General features: G+C 64.2%; 18 protein-coding genes and 1 pseudogene. 2 read left to right on the top strand and 17 right to left on the bottom strand.

What is annotated here, in order from left to right; all coding sequences use genetic code 11:
• Both QZY06_RS05400 and QZY06_RS05395 read right to left on the bottom strand, forming a co-directional pair.
• A partial coding sequence (locus tag QZY06_RS05400; RefSeq protein ID WP_295681256.1) for an acyl-CoA dehydrogenase family protein occupies positions 1-154 on the bottom strand: 154 nt, incomplete at its 3' end.
• Positions 155-279: 125 nt separating this feature from the next.
• A complete protein-coding gene (locus QZY06_RS05395; protein WP_295681245.1) occupies positions 280-1,905 on the bottom strand; it encodes an acyl-CoA carboxylase subunit beta in 1,626 nt (541 codons plus the stop codon).
• 113 nt (positions 1,906-2,018) lie between these two features.
• Between QZY06_RS05395 and QZY06_RS05390 the strand changes: the two genes are divergently transcribed.
• Together QZY06_RS05390 and QZY06_RS05385 are read left to right on the top strand one after the other, a co-directional pair.
• Positions 2,019-2,639, top strand: a complete 621-nt coding sequence (locus QZY06_RS05390) for a TetR/AcrR family transcriptional regulator (RefSeq protein ID WP_367275568.1) — start codon at positions 2,019-2,021, stop codon at positions 2,637-2,639.
• Between the two features lie 157 nt (positions 2,640-2,796).
• Positions 2,797-4,263, top strand: coding sequence for a DUF3943 domain-containing protein (locus tag QZY06_RS05385; protein ID WP_295681238.1), 1,467 nt, complete (start codon positions 2,797-2,799; stop codon positions 4,261-4,263).
• A gap of 112 nt (positions 4,264-4,375) precedes the next feature.
• Here the strand turns inward: QZY06_RS05385 and QZY06_RS05380 are convergent, their stop codons facing one another.
• From QZY06_RS05380 to glyA, 15 genes and pseudogenes are all read right to left on the bottom strand, one after another.
• Complete coding sequence (locus QZY06_RS05380) at positions 4,376-5,317, bottom strand: FAD-binding protein (protein ID WP_295681235.1); 942 nt, start codon at positions 5,315-5,317, stop codon at positions 4,376-4,378.
• 27 nt (positions 5,318-5,344) lie between these two features.
• A complete protein-coding gene (locus tag QZY06_RS05375) occupies positions 5,345-6,091 on the bottom strand; it encodes an electron transfer flavoprotein subunit beta/FixA family protein (RefSeq protein WP_295681231.1) in 747 nt (248 codons plus the stop codon).
• Between the two features lie 63 nt (positions 6,092-6,154).
• Positions 6,155-6,802, bottom strand: a complete 648-nt coding sequence (can, locus tag QZY06_RS05370) for a carbonate dehydratase (RefSeq protein WP_022977447.1) — start codon at positions 6,800-6,802, stop codon at positions 6,155-6,157.
• Between the two features lie 21 nt (positions 6,803-6,823).
• Entirely contained in the window at positions 6,824-8,494 is a 1,671-nt protein-coding gene (locus QZY06_RS05365) for an electron transfer flavoprotein-ubiquinone oxidoreductase (protein ID WP_295681250.1), read from the bottom strand.
• Between the two features lie 162 nt (positions 8,495-8,656).
• Positions 8,657-10,456, bottom strand: coding sequence for an acyclic terpene utilization AtuA family protein (locus QZY06_RS05360; RefSeq protein ID WP_295681227.1), 1,800 nt, complete (start codon positions 10,454-10,456; stop codon positions 8,657-8,659).
• Between the two features lie 205 nt (positions 10,457-10,661).
• Positions 10,662-11,189 carry a phosphatidylglycerophosphatase A gene (locus QZY06_RS05355; RefSeq protein WP_295681224.1) on the bottom strand — a complete coding sequence of 176 codons (528 nt, stop codon included), beginning with the start codon at positions 11,187-11,189 and terminating at the stop codon, positions 10,662-10,664.
• A gap of 2 nt (positions 11,190-11,191) precedes the next feature.
• Positions 11,192-12,010, bottom strand: coding sequence for a glutamate racemase (gene murI / locus QZY06_RS05350; protein WP_295681222.1), 819 nt, complete (start codon positions 12,008-12,010; stop codon positions 11,192-11,194).
• Positions 11,988-12,974 carry a thiamine-phosphate kinase gene (thiL, locus tag QZY06_RS05345; protein WP_295681218.1) on the bottom strand — a complete coding sequence of 329 codons (987 nt, stop codon included), beginning with the start codon at positions 12,972-12,974 and terminating at the stop codon, positions 11,988-11,990. Before thiL ends, murI begins: the two co-directional genes overlap by 23 nt.
• Positions 12,975-12,997: 23 nt before the next feature.
• Positions 12,998-13,504: a transcription antitermination factor NusB gene (gene nusB, locus QZY06_RS05340; protein ID WP_295681214.1), complete on the bottom strand. Its 507-nt coding sequence runs from the start codon at positions 13,502-13,504 to the stop codon at positions 12,998-13,000.
• Positions 13,497-13,922, bottom strand: coding sequence for a 6,7-dimethyl-8-ribityllumazine synthase (gene ribH, locus QZY06_RS05335; protein ID WP_367275567.1), 426 nt, complete (start codon positions 13,920-13,922; stop codon positions 13,497-13,499). Before ribH ends, nusB begins: the two co-directional genes overlap by 8 nt.
• A 143-nt stretch (positions 13,923-14,065) precedes the next feature.
• Entirely contained in the window at positions 14,066-15,241 is a 1,176-nt protein-coding gene (ribBA, locus tag QZY06_RS05330; protein ID WP_295681205.1) for a bifunctional 3,4-dihydroxy-2-butanone-4-phosphate synthase/GTP cyclohydrolase II, read from the bottom strand.
• Complete coding sequence (locus QZY06_RS05325) at positions 15,238-15,837, bottom strand: riboflavin synthase (RefSeq protein ID WP_295681203.1); 600 nt, start codon at positions 15,835-15,837, stop codon at positions 15,238-15,240. The genes ribBA and QZY06_RS05325 overlap by 4 nt, the downstream gene beginning before the upstream one ends.
• Before the next feature lie 2 nt (positions 15,838-15,839).
• The gene (gene ribD, locus QZY06_RS05320) at positions 15,840-16,913 is read right to left on the bottom strand and encodes a bifunctional diaminohydroxyphosphoribosylaminopyrimidine deaminase/5-amino-6-(5-phosphoribosylamino)uracil reductase RibD (RefSeq protein WP_367275566.1); all 1,074 of its coding nucleotides are present in this window, start codon (positions 16,911-16,913) and stop codon (positions 15,840-15,842) included.
• Positions 16,914-16,930: 17 nt separating this feature from the next.
• A complete protein-coding gene (nrdR, locus tag QZY06_RS05315) occupies positions 16,931-17,521 on the bottom strand; it encodes a transcriptional regulator NrdR (RefSeq protein ID WP_295681197.1) in 591 nt (196 codons plus the stop codon).
• 59 nt (positions 17,522-17,580) lie between these two features.
• Positions 17,581-18,012: pseudogene (gene glyA, locus QZY06_RS05310) on the bottom strand (serine hydroxymethyltransferase); the annotation flags it as partial.

Genomic DNA, 18,012 nt, shown 5'->3' with positions numbered 1-18,012 from the left:
TGCCGAGCAGACCAAGATTGCCCATCTTCTTCAGCACTTCACGCGCCGGCCAGATACCGGCTTCTTCCCATTCCTTGACGTTGGGATTCAGCTCGGTCTCGACGAACTTCTTGGTCGTGTCGTAGAGGGATTGGTGTTCGTGGGTGAAATTCATCGTGCTCTCCAATTTATTCGGATCGTCATCCCCGCAAAGGCGGGGATCCAATTCTTGGTTGCCAGCGATAGGCAAAGGTCGAAACTGGATTCCCGCCTGCACGGGAATGACGGGATTCGGGCGCGCTAGAAACGAGCAACACCAAAGCTGTTCGGCGTGACCTGACGCCCCTGCGCCTCGCGGCAGATCGACAAGGTCATGCCGAGCACCTTGCGGGTATCGCGCGGATCGATCAGGCCGTCGTCGAACAGGCGGGCGCTAGCGGCGAACGCAGTCGACTGCGCATCGAACTGCTTGACGATGTTCGACTCGATCGCCGCCAGCTGCGCTTCTTCCGCGTCGCCGATCGTCTTGCCTTCCTTGATCCACTTGTCGCGGGTGACGATGCTCATCACTTTCGCAGCCTGCTCGCCACCCATGACCGCCGTGCGCGAGTTCGGCCAGGCGAAGATGAACTCCGGGCCGAAGCCGCGGCCGCACATGCCGTAGTTGCCGGCACCGAAGCTGCCGCCCATGACGATGGTGATCTGCGGGACGGTGGCGTTGGCCACCGCCTGAATCATCTTCGAGCCGTGCTTGACGATGCCGCCCTGCTCGCTCTCGGTGCCGACCATGTAGCCGGTGGTGTTCATCAGATAGACCAGTGGAATATCCGACTGGCAGCACATCTGGATGAACTGGCCGGCCTTGGTCGCGCCTCTGACGGTGATCGGCCCGTTGTTGCTGATGATGCCGACCTGATGGCCGTGGATCACCGCGCGGCCGCAGATGGTCTGCTGGTCGTACTCGTTCTTGAACTCCAGGAACTCCGAGCCGTCGACCAGGCGCGCGATCACCTCGCGGCAGTCGTAGGGCTTGCGGTAGTCGGCGGGGACCACGCCGCAGAGTTCGTCGATGTCGTAGAGCGGCGCACGCACTTCACGCAACACGGCAGCCGGCTTGTTCCGGTTCCAGTCGAGGTTGCGGACGATGTCTCGCGCGATGCGGATGCCGTCGGCATCGTTCTCGGCCAGGAATTCGCCGGTGCCGGCGACCTGGGTGTGCATCTCGGCACCGCCGAGGTCTTCGTCGATGGCGATCTCGCCAGTCGCAGCCCTGAGCAACGGCGGACCGGCGAGGAACACCTTGGCGTTCTTGCGGATCATCACCACGTAGTCCGACAGACCCGGCATGTAGGCGCCGCCGGCGGTGCTCGAACCGTGGACGATGGTCACCTGGGGAATGCCGGCGGCGGACAGACGCGCCTGATTCGCGAAAGTGGTGCCGCCGGGGATGAACAGCTCGGCCTGGTACATGAGATTGGCGCCGCCGGACTCGATCATCGACACCACCGGCAGCTTCTGATCGAGCGCGATCTGCTGCAGGCGCAAGGTCTTCTGCACGCCGAACGGCGTCATCGTGCCGCCCTTGATCGCCGAGTTCGAGGCGATGACCATGCAGCGCACGCCGGATACATAGCCGATGCCGGTGATCATGTTGCCGCCGGCCAAGCTTCCGTCCTTGTCGTCGTGCATCTTGTAGCCGCAGAGCGTCGACAACTCCAGCCACGGCGAGCCGCGATCGAGCATCAGGTGCACGCGCTCACGCGGCAGCAGCTGTTTGCGCTGGTGATAGCGGGCGCGCTTGGTTTCTTCCTCGGCGCGGCCCTTGTCCTCGATGGCGCGAAACTCGGCGATCTTCGCCAGCAGATCCTCGCGGTGCTGCTTGAACTGCGGGCTGTGGGTATCGACCTTCGATTCGATGACAGGCATGAGCGATTTCCGAAACGTTTTTTAATGGGCCGAGCGGAATCTAGCACAAGAAATGAAGTAATATTCATTTCTTGAATTCCCAATCATTTGTCGAGCCTTTCCAGACTTTTCCTGTGGCCTATCGCCGTTCCCCGCTGATGGAAGAACGCCTCGCGAGCAATCGCGAGCGGATCCTCGAAGCCACCCGCGGCCTGATCGCCAGCGGCGGCCTGCGCGGCGCGCAGATCAGCGCCGTGGCCAATGTCGCCGGCATGTCGACCGGCGTGATCTATCGTCACTTCAAGGCCAAGACCGATCTGTTCGTGGAAGTGCTGGCAGCGGCGGTGACGCACGAGATCGTCATTCTCGATGCGATTCGGACCGGCCCGGGCACGGCGCATGATCGCCTGTTCGCCGCCGTGGAATCCTTCACCCGACGCGCACTGAATGGACCGAACCTCGCCTATGCCTTCATTGCCGAACCGGCCGATCCGGAAGTCGACATCGCCCGCATCCGCGAGCGCAAGCGCTTCGCCGACGTGATCCGCGCGATCTTGGCCGATGGCGTTGCCAACGGTGAATTCCCGGCCCAGAACCTCGATGCCAGTGCTGCCTGCATCGTCGGTGCGTACACCGAAGCGCTGGTCGGACCAATCGGACCCGCGCGCGAAGTGGTGAAGGATCGCGACGCCCTGATCCGTTCGATCTGTGTGTTTTGCGTGCGCGCTGTCGGCGGTACGGCTGCGTCGCTTTGAATATTTTGCAGATGCTCGACAAGAAGGCTTCGGGCGGACGTTGACGACGCCTTCAGGGCTTGCGACATCCTGCGGTACCGCATCGTCATTTGGGGGAAGACAGATGTCGCGAACTCAGCACAAAGCCATCGCCGGTTGCCTAGTCGGACTCTTGAGCATGGGAAGCCTGCCGTGCTCGGGCGAAATACTGGCCGACGATCCGAAACTGACTGCTCCAGCGGAGCTGAAGGCACCCAGCGCTTTCGCCGAAGGTGCGCCGAAGCCGGTGTTGAACTGGGGCAAGGGCGACGGCAAGAGCTACTGGCTGACGGCCTTCGACATCATCACTTTCGACGTGCTGCTCAATCGGGTCGACCGTTACTTCATCGACAAGGACGAATACAACGTCACCCTGGATTCGATCCGCCGCAACGTCGGTGGCAAGTGGGTGGTGGACAACGATCCTTTCGCGATCAACCAGTTCGGGCATCCCTATCAGGGCTCGATGTATCACGGCTTCGCGCGCTCGGCCGGTCTGGACTACTGGCAGGCCTCTGCGGCCACCTTGCTCGGCAGCCTGTTCTGGGAACTGGCCGGCGAAACAACGGCGCCGTCGATCAACGATCAGTTCACCACCGGCATCGGCGGCAGCTTCCTCGGCGAGCCGCTGTTCCGCATGGCCAGCCTGCTGCTGGAAAGCGGCACCGGACGTCCGGGCGTGCTGCGCGAGATCGCCGCGGCACTGATCTCGCCGTCCACCGGCGTCAACCGCGCAGCCTACGGAGACCGTTTCGATGGCGTCTTCCGAAGCCGTGCGCCGGCGGTTTACACGCGCGTGCAAGTTGGCGTGAATTTCGACGCCGATGTCAGTTCGAACATCAACGGTAACCGCACGGTCGGCGGTCCGGTGATTCCGCAGAGCTATCGCAACGGAGAAGGCACGGCTGATTTCACCATCGCCTACGGTCTGCCCGGCAAGCCGGATTATCGCTACGACCGACCGTTCGACTACTTCCACTTCCAGTTCACCGCGTCGACCGCCAACGTCTTCGAGAACGTCATCACCCGCGGCCTGCTGATCGGCGAACCGTACTCGGCCGGTGCCAACGTCCGCGGCGTCTGGGGCCTGTACGGCAGCTACGACTACATCTCGCCGCAGATCTTCAGGGTGTCGACCACTGCGGGCGGACTCGGCACCACCAACCAGTGGTGGCTGTCGCGCACGGTCGCCTTGCAGAGCACGGCGCTGGCCAGCCTTGGTTACGGTTCGGCGGGCGCGGTCCGCGGAGCTGGTGAGCGCGACTATCACAACGGCATCGCACCACAAGGCCTGCTGACCTCGCGATTGATCCTCGGCGATCGCCTTTCGATCGAAGCGACCCTGCGTGACTACTACGTCGGCAGTCTGGCTTCGAAAGATACCTCGGGCGAGGAGAACATCCTGCGTGCCGAAGTCGGCCTGACCGGGCGCATCTACAACCTGCACGGCCTGACTTTGAAGTACACGATGTCGCGGCGCGATGCGAGCTATGTCGAGACCGGCAAGACACGCCAGAAAGTAGGTGTGTTCAGCATCGCCTACAGCTTCCTTGGCCAGACCCGTTTCGGCGCCGTCGACTGGCGGCCGAAGCTCGGCGAGCCCTGAGGCGCTTCTCAAAAAGCGAGCAAAAACAGTCTCGCCGGCGCGGGGCTGCGTCGGAAAAGACGAAGGCCGGTTTCCCGGCCTTCGTGCGTTCAGCTAGCGATGTTGCCGCGAATCAGACCTTCGATTCGAGTTCCGGCACCAGCGTGAACAGATCGCCGACCAGACCGTAGTCCGCCACTTCGAAGATCGGTGCTTCCGGATCCTTGTTGATGGCGACGATGGTGCGCGCGTCCTTGATGCCGGCGAGATGCTGGATCGCGCCCGAGATGCCGATCGCGAAGTACAGCTCCGGCGCGATGATCTTGCCGGTCTGACCGACCTGCATGTCGTTCGGCACGTAGCCCGAGTCGACGGCAGCGCGCGAGGCGCCAACGCCGGCCTTCAGCTTGTCGGCCAGCGAGTAGATGATCGAGAAGTTCTCGCTCGAGGCCAGTGCACGGCCGCCGGAGACCACGCGGTTGGCGCTCTGCAGTTCCGGACGCTCGCTCTTCTGCGCTTCCAGCTTCACGAAGCGGGTGTGGGTCGGCAGGGTCACGTCGAGGGTCTGCTTCTCGATCGGCGCAGCAGCGGCGGCGTCGCCGGCGGCCTGGAACGAGGCCAGACGAATCGTCGCGACGACGCAAGGCTCGGCCGGGGCTTCGACGGTGAGGATCGCGTTGCCGGCGTAGATCGGACGATCGAAGCTGGTGGCGCCGTGCACGGCCATGATGTCCGACACCTGCTGCACGCCGAGCTTGGCGGCAACGCGCGGCAACAGGTCCTTGCCGAAGGTGGTGCCAGCCGCGAACACATGGCTGTAACCGGTCTTGGCGAGGGCGACGATCTGCGGCTCGACGATCACGGCGAGGCCGTGGTCGTTCTCGGCGCGGTCGATCTGGATGACCTTGGTGACGCCGTCGATGGCGGCGGCCTGGGCGGCAGCGGCGCTGCCATCGGCAGCAAAGACGACGACATGAATTTCGCCGCCAATGGCCTTGGCCGCGTTGACGACCTTGGCGATACCGCTGTTCAGCTTGCCTTCGGCCTGCTGGCCGATGACGAGAATCTTGCTCATGGAAATACTCCTAAGGTGTGAAGACGGTTAGATCAGGCCTTTGCCCTTGAGCGCGGTGACCAGTTCGTCAACCGTCTTCACCATCACGCCCTTCGAGCGCTTCGGCGGGGTGGCGACCTTGACGCGCTTCAGGGCGGCGGCGGCGGTGACGCCGAGATCGGCGAGGCTGACCACTTCGATCGGCTTCTTCTTCGCCTTCATGATGTCCGGCAGCTTCAGATAGCGCGGCTCATTGAGGCGGAGATCGGTGGTGATGATCGCCGGCAGATCGATTTCCAGCGTTTCCAGACCGGCGTCGACTTCACGGGTGACCGTGGCCTTGCCGCCGTCGATCTCGACCTTCGATGCGAACGTGGCCTGCGGCAGATCGAGCAGCGCGGCAACCATCTGGCCGGTCTGCGCGGCGTCGTCATCGATCGCCTGCTTGCCGAGGAAGAAGATTTCCGTGCCTTCCTTCTTGAACACGGCGGCCAGCGCCTGGGCGGCGGTCAGCGACTGGATTTCTTCATCCACCTTCACGTGCACAGCGCGATCGGCGCCGAAGGCCAGCGCGGTGCGCAGCGTTTCTTCGCACTTCGCGCCACCGACGGTGACGGCGATGATTTCCGTGACCTTGCCTTTCTCTTTCAGACGAACCGCTTCTTCCATCGCGATTTCGTCGAACGGATTGACGCTGTGCTTGACGCCGTCCGTGACCACGCCCGAGCCGTCCGGCTTGACCTGGATGCGAACGTTGTAGTCGATCACTCTTTTGACGCTGACCAGTGCTTTCATCTGTTCTCTCTAACGGGCAACGGGGAGGTTGTAAAAAAGTTTTCCGGGGCTCTGCGGAGACGCTCAGGCAGTCAGGCCGGGGACGCCATGTTGCCGCAGCCGTGCGAATTCTGCGGCGCTGCCGGCGCTGAAGCCGGTCTCGCGAGCGAGACCATCCTTGAGGCCATAGACCCAGGCATGGACGCGCAGGTTCTGTCCGCGTTCCCAGGCATCGCGAACAATCGTCGTTTCACAGATGTGGCTCGCCTGCTCCAGGGCATTGAGTTCGCAGAGCAGATCGGCGCGGCGATCATCGTCTGACTCCGCGGTCAGCCGTTCGCGATGCTTGGAGGCGATGTCGCGGACGTGCTGCAGCCAGTTGTCGGCGAGGCCGACGCGGGTGCCATCCAGCGCCGCACGGACGCCACCGCAGCCGTAATGGCCCACGACCAGCACGTGCTTGACCTTCAGCACGTCGACCGCGTACTGCAGCACCGACAGGCAGTTGAGATCGGTCGGCACCACCACGTTGGCGATGTTGCGATGAACGAACACGCCGCCCGGATCGAGGCCGATGATCTCGTTCGCCGGCACGCGGCTATCGGCGCAGCCGATCCACAGGTACTCCGGTACCTGTTGCTTGGCCAGCCCGGCGAAGAAGCCCGGGCGCGTGCGATCGATCTCGGCCGCCCAGCGGCGGTTGTTGTCGAGCAGATGCTGAATGTCGGACATCGGAGCGCCGGTGAGTGCGGATTACATCGCCGCGTAGTTCGGGCCGCCCGAGCCTTCCGGAGCGATCCAGGTGATGTTCTGCGCCGGGTCCTTGATGTCGCAAGTCTTGCAGTGCACGCAGTTCTGGGCGTTGATCTGAAAGCGCTTGGCATCACCCTCGCCGATCACTTCGTAGACGCCGGCCGGGCAGTAACGCTGCGCCGGTTCGTCGTACATCGGCAGGTTCTTGGCGATCGGGATCGAAGGATCGGCGAGCTTCAGATGGACCGGCTGCTCTTCCTCGTGATTGGTCGAGGACAGGAACACCGACGACAGCTTGTCGAACGTCAGCTTGCCGTCCGGCCGCGGGTATTCGATCTTGGTGCTCTGCGCGGCCGGCTTCAGGGTCTGGTAGTCCGGAGTGGTGTCGTGCAGGGTCAGCGGAATCTTGCCGCCGAAGAGGTTCTGGTCGACCCAGTTGAAGGCGCCGCCGAACAGGATGCCGAACTTGTGCAGCGCCGGGCCGAAGTTGCGGCTGCAGTACAGCTCTTCATGCAGCCAGCTGGCCTTGAACTCGGTCGGGTAACCGGTCAGCACGTCACCGCCCTCGGCGCCGGCCAACAGCACCTTGGCTGCGGCTTCGGCAGCGAGCATGCCGCACTTCATCGCCGTGTGGCTGCCCTTGATCTTCGAGAAATTCATCGTGCCAAGATCGCAGCCGACCAGCGCGCCGCCCGGGAAGGCCATCTTTGGCAGCGAGTTGTAGCCGCCCTTGGCAATCGCGCGCGCGCCGTAGGAAAAGCGTTCGCCGCCTTCCAGATGCTGCTTGATGACAGGGTGCTGCTTGAAGCGCTGAAACTCGTCGAACGGCGACAGATACGGGTTCGAGTACGACAGATCAACGATCAGACCAACCGCGATCAAGTTGTCTTCGAGGTGATACAGGAACGAGCCACCGGTGGACTCCGAGCCGAGGCCGAGCGGCCAGCCAGCGCCGTGAACGACCAGACCCGGCTGATGCTTCGCAGGATCGATCTTCCAGAGTTCCTTGAGGCCGATGCCGTAATGCTGGGGATCGGCGTCCTTGTCGAGCGCGAAATCCTTGAGCAGACGCTTGCCGATATGGCCGCGGCAGCCTTCGGCGAAGAAGGTGTACTTGGCGCGCAGTTCCGGACCCGGCGCGAAATCGGCGGTCTGGTTGCCGTGACGATCGACACCCTTGTCACCGATGGTGATGCCGCGAACGATGCCGTCTTCGATGATCACGTCCTGAGCGGCGAACTCGGGAATGATGTCGACGCCGAGGCCTTCGGCTTGCGTCGCCAGCCAGCGCACCAGCTTGCCGAGGGAAATGATGTAGTTCCCTTCGTTGTGCATGGTCTTCGGCACGAACAGGCCGGGCAGCTTGACCGATGCCGATTCGCTGGTGAACAGATAGATGTCGTCGCGCTTGACCGGCGTTTCCAGCGGCGCGCCGAGCTCTTTCCAGTTCGGAAACAGTTCGTTCAGCGCACGCGGCTCGAACACCGCGCCGGACAGGATGTGGGCACCTACTTCCGAGCCCTTTTCAACCACGCAGACGGAAATCTCGCCCCCGGCTTCGGCGGCTTTCTGCTTCAGGCGGCAGGCGGCGGCAAGACCGGCAGGGCCGGCACCGACGATGACAACGTCGTACTCCATCACATCGCGTTCAACAGTCATGTTGGCTCGAATAAGGCAGTGGCTAGTTATGGATACTGCAGAGTATGGATTGGCAATTGTACCCGCGCGTGACGCATTGCAACATGCAGATCAGCCGAAAATTGGTATGCAATCATACTATCTGGCCGCCGAACTGTGCATCCCGATCCGGATAGAACAGCCAGACCGCTGAACTCAGGCTGATTCCTTCAGCAGAGCCGATGGCACCGAGACCGGGAATTCGAGCAGCATCTGAGCGAAGCATTTGCCCTGCGGATCGCTGCGCAAACTGGCCGCGCCACCACTGCCGAGCGCGTGATGCAGCAGGAAATTCAAGCTGGATGTACCGGGCAGATCCCAGCGCTCGACCTTGCCCGGCGACGCCAGCACCTGGGCGAACCAGCCGGCGACGGCCGCTTCGCTCAATGCCGTTCGGATCGCCGGCAAAAACTCGGGCTTGCGCGCCGCGACGCCGATGTTGGCGTGGTCGCCCTTGTCGCCGGAGCGAGCGATCGCCAGCCGGATCAGCGGCACCGTCACCGTCTCGTCGCTCGACAGACTCATCGCGTCGCTGACCAGAGACGGGCCCGGATGGACGAAGCCGCCGGCCGTCGGCACCGCGACCGGGAAGCGCTGGTCACCGATCACCACTTCGATCGCCAGCCGGTCTTTCGCGACCAGGGTCGTGAACAGACGCGGAATCATGCTCGGTTCGGGCCGCCCGCCGCCGAAGTAGCCGGTGTAGCCGGGCGCCATCGCCGTCGCCGCCTGGACGATCTCGCGGGCAAACAGGCGCGTCGCTTTCGGATTCGGATGCTGGACGGCGATCTTGACCACCACTTCGCGCGTCGCCGCCGCAGCCCTACGGGCCTGCGCGCCATAGCTTTCCTCGGCGCCGATGCAGTGGATGTCGACGCCGGTGAAATCACCGAGCTTCTGCTCGAGCAGCTGCCGGCGCACTTTCTCGATGATCGCGTTCGCCGAGGCCCTGCCCTTCTTCGCCGCATCGATGCCGCCGATCATGAACAGCGCCGCGCAGCGCATACCGGCCGGATAGGTGGCGCTGACCTTGTAGCTCGCCGTCGGCGCACGACCGATTGCGCCCGTTACCCGCACGCGATCCGGCCCGATCTGTTCGAGCGCGACTTCCGAGAAATCGCAGGACACATCCGGCAGCAGATAGGCGCGGGGATCGCCGATCTCGTAGAGCATTTGTTCAAGCACGGTGTTCACTGAAACAAGGCCGCCAGTGCCTTCCGGCTTGGTCACCACGAAGCTGCCGTCGGCGGCGCATTCGACGATCGGGAAACCCATGTCGGCATAGCCCGAAGCCACCAGTTCCCAATCGGTGAAATTGCCGCCGGTGCACTGCGCGCCACATTCGATGATGTGGCCCGCGAGGCTGCCGGCAGCGAGGCGGTCGTAGTCGGTCTCGGCCCAGCCGAACTCGTGCATCAGCGGCCCGAGCACGACCGCGGAATCGACACAGCGACCGGTGATGACGATGTCGGCACCGGCGGCCAGCGCCTTCGCGATCGGTATCGCCCCCAGGTAGGCGTTCATCGACAGCAAGCTCGCAGGCGCGGCAGCACCAGTTTCCCATTCGACCAGATCGGCGAAGTCTTTCTTGCGCGGAATCAGGTCATCGCCGAGCACCACGGCGACCCGAAGATCGACGCCGGCCTTCACCGCCGCCGCTTCCAGCGCCGCCTTGCAGGCCAGCGGATTCACGCCACCGGCATTGGCGACGACCTTGACGCCCTGCCGCTTGATCTCCGGCATCAGCGGCGCCATCACGTGCTCGACGAAATCAGTCGCGTAACCGTCGTTGGCATCCTTCATCCGCTTGGCGGCGAGGATCGACATGGTGATCTCGGCGAGGTAGTCGAAAACCAGGTAATCGAGCGTACCCTTGCTCAGCAGATGAGCCGCTGCAGTGTTCGTGTCACCCCAGAACGCAGAGGCGCAACCGATACGGACAGATCGTGAGTTCATGTCGAAATTCATGGGGGAAAACCAAAAAGCCAAGATCGCCAATCTGCCGGATGTGGCGCGGGATTGCCATAACAACAAGGCTTACCGCTTGCGGTAGAACAGTAAGCTCACGCAAAGGCGAAAAGGCGCGAAGAACAGCAAAACGAAAAAAAACCTTGAAAAGCCTTTCTCGGCGTCTTTGCGCGCACCTGCTTGGCCGGGCAACTCAGCCCAGCAGCAGCAACCCGCTCCACAGCACGGCCGCCGCGAACACGCCGGCGACCAGATCATCGACCATGATCCCGATGCCGCCCTGCAACCGAGCATCGAGCCAGCTGATCGGCCAGGGCTTCCAGATATCGAAGATGCGGAACAGCACGAACGCCGCGATCAACCCCGGCCACAGCCCGTGACGGTTCAGCGCCAGCGCCGGCAGCAAGGGTGCGGCGGCGATCGCGTAACCGACGATTTCATCGAAGACGATGCCGCCGTAGTCGTGCACGCCGAGCCGGCGCGCCGATTCGCCGCAGACCCAGCAGCCGAAGATCGACAGCCCGACGGTCAGCGCAGCGAAGACCGGCAGGCTCAGATGCATCATCGCCAGGAACACCGGAATGCCGACCACGGTGCCGGCGGTGCCCGGACCTTTCGGCATCAGGCCGCTGCCAAACCCGAACGCGAGCAGATGCACTGGCGAAGTCATGATCTCGCGGGCATTCGGGCGCCAGGCATTGCGGGCCGATTTCGATTGCATGCTCAGCGTGCCCCGTCGTCTTGAACCAGCACATCAGAAGTGATCGCACTGCCCCACAAGCGGCTGCCGACGCTGTTCATCTGCTGCAACTCACCGGAGCTGTACCAGCGCAGCGAGCCCGCTGCAGCGGCGGAATCGACGGCGGGCAACAGGCTGGCTACGCGTCTCGCAACAGCTTCACCGGTATCGAGCAGCACCACGTCCGGCCCGACGATCTGTGCCAGCGCCTCGCGCAGAAACGGATAGTGCGTGCAGCCGAGCACCAGCGTATCGGCGCCGGCGGCAAGCAGCGGCAGCGCGTACTCGCGCAGCAGCGCCACGGTGACCGGACCGTCGAGGTCGCCGGCCTCGACCTGTTCGACCAGGCCCGGACAAGGCTGGGTGATCACCCGCACGCTGCCGCGATGGCGGTCGATCAGCGTCAGCAGCTTGTTGCCCGCGAGCGCAGCGCCGGTGGCCAGCACGCCGATGACGCCGGAGCGCGTACGGGCAACGGCCGGCTTCACCGCCGGCTCCATGCCGACGAAAGGCACCGAGTACGTCGCGCGCAGATATTCGACAGCGGCAATCGTCGCCGTGTTGCAGGCCACGACGATCAGCTGCGCGCCCTGCGCAAGCAGGAAATCGGTGATCACCGTCGCCCGCTCGATGATCTGGTCCGCGGACTTCGCGCCGTAGGGGCAGTGGCCGGAATCGGCGACATAGATCGCCGACAAGTCCGGCCGCCTGGCGACGATCTCGCTCAGCACCGACAGGCCGCCGAGGCCGGAGTCGAAGACGCCGATCACCGGAGATCCATCAGGGCGCTTGTCGACGGTCATCGAAGTGTTGATAGCTGTGCAGTTCGGGATTCAGCGGCGTGCTATCGGCGGCATGCCAGCGCAAGCCAAGTTCAGCGCTGATCGTGCCGATCACCGTCAGCGGCAACGGTGCGATTGCTGCTCGTGCTGCGGCCAGACGATCTGGGGGCAGGCAGACGCAGAGTTCGTAGTCATCGCCGCCAGCGGCCTGCAAACTGAGACGGTCGCCCGCTTCGGCCTGTCGGGAGAAAGCTTCGGACATCGGCAGTGCATCCGCTCGCAGATCGGCACCGACGCCGCTGGCCGCAAGCACATGGCCGAGATCGCCGGCGAGACCGTCGGACAGATCGATCGCGGCACTGGCGAATCCCCGCAGCGCGAGACCGGCTTCGATCCGTGGCGTCGGTCGATCCAGCCGCGCGCGCAGTGCAGGGAGATCGTGTTCGCTCTGCGCGCAGGGCGCGCGGCTTTCAAACCCGTTCAATCGCAGGCCAAGCGCAGCATCGCCGAGCGTGCCGGTGACGCAGACGAGATCGCCGGGCCTGGCGCCATCACGGCGCAACGCGGCACTCGCCGGCACCGACCCGACGGCAGTGATCGTGATCGACAGATACCCGCGCGTGGTGTCACCCCCGACCAGCGAAATGCCGTGCCGGCGTGCCAGCGTGCCCAAGCCATCCGCGAAACCAGCGAGCCAGGCTTCATCGGGTTGCGGCAGGGTCAGCGCCAGCAGAAACCACAGCGGCTCAGCCCCCATCGCCGCGAGGTCGGACAGGTTCACCGCCAGCGCTTTCCAGCCGATGTCGTACGGCGCAGTGGCCAGCGGGAAATGGCGGCCGGCGACGAGAGTGTCGCTGGTCATCAGCAGCTCGTAGCCGACTGGTGGAGCGAGGATCGCGGCATCGTCCCCGATGCCGAGCACCACGCCTTCGGCCGCTGGACTCAGCGGCGCGAAGTAGCGGCGAATTAGCGCGAACTCGTCCATGGATCGGCCGAGCGCGTTCCGGATCAGCCGCCGATTTCGATGGCCCGCACTTGGCGCGCGATCTTGTCGAGCACGCCGTTGACGAACTTGTAGCCGTCCTCGGCGCCGAACACCTTGGCCAGGTTCACGGCTTCGTTGACGACCACGCGATACGGCACTTCGGGCCGGTTGTTCAGCTCGTACACGGCCATCAGCAGCACCGCGTACTCGACCGGATCGAGCTGGTTCAGCGGACGATCGAGATGCGGCACGATCTGCGTGGTCAGCGTTGCGGCATCGGCGACGGTGCCGCGCAGCAATTCACCAAAATATTCCGGATCGGCACGGCCGAGGCCGTCCGGCATTTCGCGGAATTCCTTGATCAGGGTTTCCGGCGCAGTCTGATTGAGAATCCACTGATAGACCGCCTGCACAGTCAGACGCCGAGCCAGGCCACGACGACTGGTCGGGTTGACGCCCAGACTAGATGAACCGCTGGCGGCGTTGCTGGCTGAACTGTTCGGAGAATGGCTGGGCAGAGGCTCAGACATCGATCGAATCCAGCAGACGAATCATTTCGAGCATCGCGGCGGCGGCTTCATAGCCCTTGTTTTCCTTGCCCGGCTTGCAGCGCTCGTAAGCCTGCTCCGCCGTATTGACGGTCAGCACGCCGAAGCCAAGCGCCACGCCGTAGATCTGCGCGGCTTCGCGCAGACCGCGGGAGCATTCGCCGGCAACGAACTCGAAGTGCGGCGTATCGCCGCGGATCACGGCGCCCAGCGCGACCACGCCGTCGAACTTGCCGCTGTCCATCAGCGCCGACGCCGCCAGCGGCAGCTCGAAAGCGCCGGGGACCATTAACGACTGCACGCTGCGCGGCGACACGCCCCAGTCCTTCAGGCATTTGTGGACGCCGACGGTCAGCGCTTCGACGACTTCGACATTCCAGCGCGTCGCGACCACGGCGATGCGCTTGCCTTTGAACTCGCCCTTCTCCGGCTTCGGCGGCGCGGCGTAGCCACTCTTGTGGGGGGCGGGCAGCGGCAGCTTCACCGTGGCTTTCTGGACAGCTTTCTTGACGGCTTTGGACACGGGGCGCTCTGCGGTGGACATCAGTGGGTGTGAACGTATTCGACGACTTCAAGACCGAAGCCGGACAGCGCCTGCATCTTGCGTGGCGCGCCGGACAGCACGCGCATCTTGCGCACGCCGAGGTCGGTGAGGATCTGGGCGCCGATGCCGTAAGTACGCAGGGTCTGTGCTTCGTCCGAAGTCTGCGACGGTGCCGAAGCGTGCGGCGTGCTCAAGGCGACGATCTGCTTGACGACCTCGCGCGGCGAGCTGTTCTTGCGCAGCAGCACGATGACGCCGCTGCCTTCCTCGGCGACGCGCTGCAGCGCCTTGCGGATCGGCCAGGAGAAATCGCTGTGTTCGACGCACAACACGTCGGACAGCAGATTGCCGATGTGAACGCGGACCAGGGTCGGCGCTTCCGCATCGACGGTGCCGCGCACCATTGCCATGTGCAGCGTGTTCTCGACCGCATCCTGATAAGTGACCAGGCGGAAATCGCCGAACTCGGTATGCACCGTGGTTTCGGCGACACGCTCGATGGTGTGCTCGTGATGCAGGCGATAGCGGATCAGATCGGCAATCGTGCCGATCTTCAGGCCGTGCTCGCGGGCGAACACTTCGAGGTCCGGACGGCGGGCCATGGTGCCGTCGTCGTTGAGAATCTCGACGATCACCGAGGCCGGTTCGACACCCGCGAGGCGGGCCAGATCGCAGCCCGCTTCAGTGTGGCCGGCGCGGGTCAGCACGCCACCCGGCTGGGCCATCAGCGGAAAGATGTGGCCAGGCTGGACGAGATCTTCCGGACGCGCATCGGCCTTCACTGCGGCCTGCACCGTGTGGGCACGGTCATGCGCGGAGATGCCGGTGGTCACGCCTTTCGAGGCTTCGATCGACACCGTGAACGCGGTCTGATGCAGGTCGTCGCCATAGGCGACCATCGGCGGCAGGCGCAGCTGGCGGCAGCGTTCGGCGGTCAAGGTCAGGCAGATCAGGCCGCGCCCGAAGCGCGCCAGGAAATTGATGTCCTCAGGCCGGCACAGGCTCGCCGCCATGATCAGATCGCCTTCGTTCTCGCGATCCTCGTCGTCCATGATCACGACCATCTTGCCGGCACGGATGTCGGCGACGATGTCTTCGATCGGATCGAGCGTGCGCTCGCGCGCATCGGCAGCGAGAGCTTCGGAAATCGGATGGATGTTGCTGATCTTGCTCATGCTTGTCTCGCCTCCAGCAGGCGTTCGAGGTAACGGGCAATCAGGTCGACTTCGAGGTTGACCTTGCTGCCCGGCACCAGCGCGCCCAGCGTCGTGTTTTCCCAGGTGTGCGGCACGATATTCACTTCAAACCGGCTGCCGGCCACTGCATTGACCGTCAAGCTTACTCCGTCGATCGCGATCGAGCCCTTGCGGGCGATGTAGCGGGCGATGAGTTGCGGCGCTTCGAAGCTCAGCCGCCAGGAGCGCGCATCGACGTGTTTCTCGACCAGATGGCCGACGCCGTCGACATGCCCGGACATCATGTGGCCGCCGAGCGGCTTGTGCGCCGTTAGCGCTCGCTCGAGGTTCAGCGGTGTGCCGGCGATCCAGCTGCGGGCAGTCGTCGCGTCCAGCGTTTCGACCGAGACATCAGCAACGAACGCCTTGTCCGGCAGCGCAACGGCCGTCAGGCAGACGCCGTTGGAAGCGATCGAATCGCCGAGGTTGACGCCATCCAGATAGGCGCCGTCTGTCGCGATGGTCAGGCGCACATCGCCGCCAACCGCTTCCAGCTTTTCGATGCGCCCCAGCGCTTCGACGATTCCGGTGAACATCCTTAACTTCCTTTGCTCATCAAGCGAGCGGTGATTTTGAGATCCGGGCCGAGCAGCTCGGCCGAAGTGAATGCCAGCGCCACATGATCGGCCAGCCGCTCCAAGCCCGGCAGACGGACGAGCCCGCGGGCGGCGTCGCCGAGCAGCTTGGGTGCTGCGTAGACGATCAGCTCATCGACGAGATTCGCGCGCAGCAAGCTGCCGGCGAGGCGCGGGCCGCATTCGACCAGCACTTCGTTGACGTCGCGCGTGGCAAGGAAAGCCAGCGCGGCTGGCAGGCTGACTTGGCCATTGGCGTCTGCCGATAGCGCGACCATTTCGACATTGGTGACGGGATGTGCCGGCGCACCAGCCGTCAGCCAGAAACGCCTCGCACCTTCGCGCCAGACCTTTGCCGTCTTCGGCACGCGGCCATGGCTATCCAGAACAATTCGATCCGGCTGCCGCCAGTTCTGCTCATCGGCAATCGGCAATCGCACAGTCAATTCGGGATCATCGGCGAGCACCGTTTCACTGCTGCTCAGCACCGCGCCGGCTTCGGCGCGCAAACGATGCACGTCCTCGCGCGCCTGCTCGCCGGTGATCCAGCGGCTTTCGCCATTGGCCATCGCGGTACGGCCATCGAGACTCATCGCCAGCTTCAGCGTCACCCAGGGCCGGCGGCGTTCGATGCGCGACAGGAAGCCGCGGCACAAGGCGCGCGCTTCGGCTTCCATCAACCCGGACGTGCATTCGATGCCGGCCGCACGCAGCTTCGCGAAGCCCTGTCCGGCAACCTGATCGAACGGATCGCCGACCGCCGCAAACACGCGCGCGACACCGGCAGAGATCAGCGCATCAGCGCAGGGCGGCGTGCGGCCGTGATGGGCGCAGGGTTCTAGCGTCACGTAGACATCGGCGCCGCGGGCCAGCTCGCCAGCCGCACGCAGCGCGAACACTTCGGCATGCGGCTCGCCGGCGCGTTGATGCCAGCCTTCGCCAACGATGCGTCCATCGCGAACGATCACGCAGCCGACGCGGGGATTGGGATGCGTCGTGGCTCGGCCCTGCGCGGCCAGCGCCAGCGCGCGGGCCATGAACTGTCGCGGCTCGCTCACTTGACCCGCTTGGTCGCCCGGGCAGGCTTTTCGTGTTCGGTGGCGAGGCGCTTGGCGGTAGCCGCGGCGATCGCTTCCGCCGCCGGCAGTTCGGCAGCGATCAGCGGCAACTGACTGCGCCGGGCTTCCGGCGTCGGCAACTGCTCCAGGCGGTTGATCTCTTCGCGGAAGGCGTTGACGTCCTGGAACGAGCGGTAGATCGAAGCAAAGCGCACATAGGCAACGTGGTCGAGATCGCGCAGTTCGTCCATCACCCATTCGCCGATCCGCATCGACGCCACTTCGCGCTCGTTGACCGCACGCAGCTTGCGCATCACGTTCTCGATCGCGTGATCGACCTTTTCCGGCGGCACCGGCCGCTTGAAGATCGCGTGCTCGATGCCGCGGCGCAGTTTGTCCTCATCGAACGGTTCCGGCGTGCCGGAACGCTTGAGCACGTACGGCATCTGCAGCAGCGCGCGCTCGTAAGTCGTGAAGCGGGCATCGCAGACCGGGCACTCGCGGCGGCGGCGAACCTGGGTGCCATCCTCGAACAGCCGCGAGTCGATGACCCGGGTGTCGGTGGCTTTGCAGAATGGGCATTGCATGCGCGCGCCGGCCTCAGTTCGAGGACGACAGCTTGCGCAGCAAGGCCCTGTTCATCGGTTCACGCAGCCTTCTTCAGGGCGCGATAGACCGGGAAGCGCGCGCACAGCGCTTCGACTTCGCCACGCACGCGCAGCACGGTGGCATCGACGTCGCCGCCGCTGCTCATTGCATCCACGATGTCGGCGATCCAGCCGGCGACCGAGGCCATTTCCGCTTCCTTGAAGCCGCGCGTCGTCGAGGCCGGCGAGCCGAGACGCAGGCCCGAAGTCACGAAGGCCGACTTGGGATCGTTCGGCACCGAGTTCTTGTTGGCGGTGATGTGCGCCTTGCCGAGTGCTGCTTCGGCGTCCTTGCCGGTGATGTTCTTGGCCACCAGATCGAGCAGGAACAGATGATTGTCGGTACCGCCCGACACCACCTTGTAACCGCGATCGAGGAACACCTTGGCCATCGCGCGGGCATTGGCGACGACCTGCTGCTGATAGACCTT

It is taken from the genome of uncultured Nevskia sp., assembly GCF_903885465.1.
Lineage (GTDB): Bacteria > Pseudomonadota > Gammaproteobacteria > Nevskiales > Nevskiaceae > Nevskia.
Note: the sequence above shows the minus strand (reverse complement) of the source record. Positions and strands in the feature narration are given on the sequence as shown.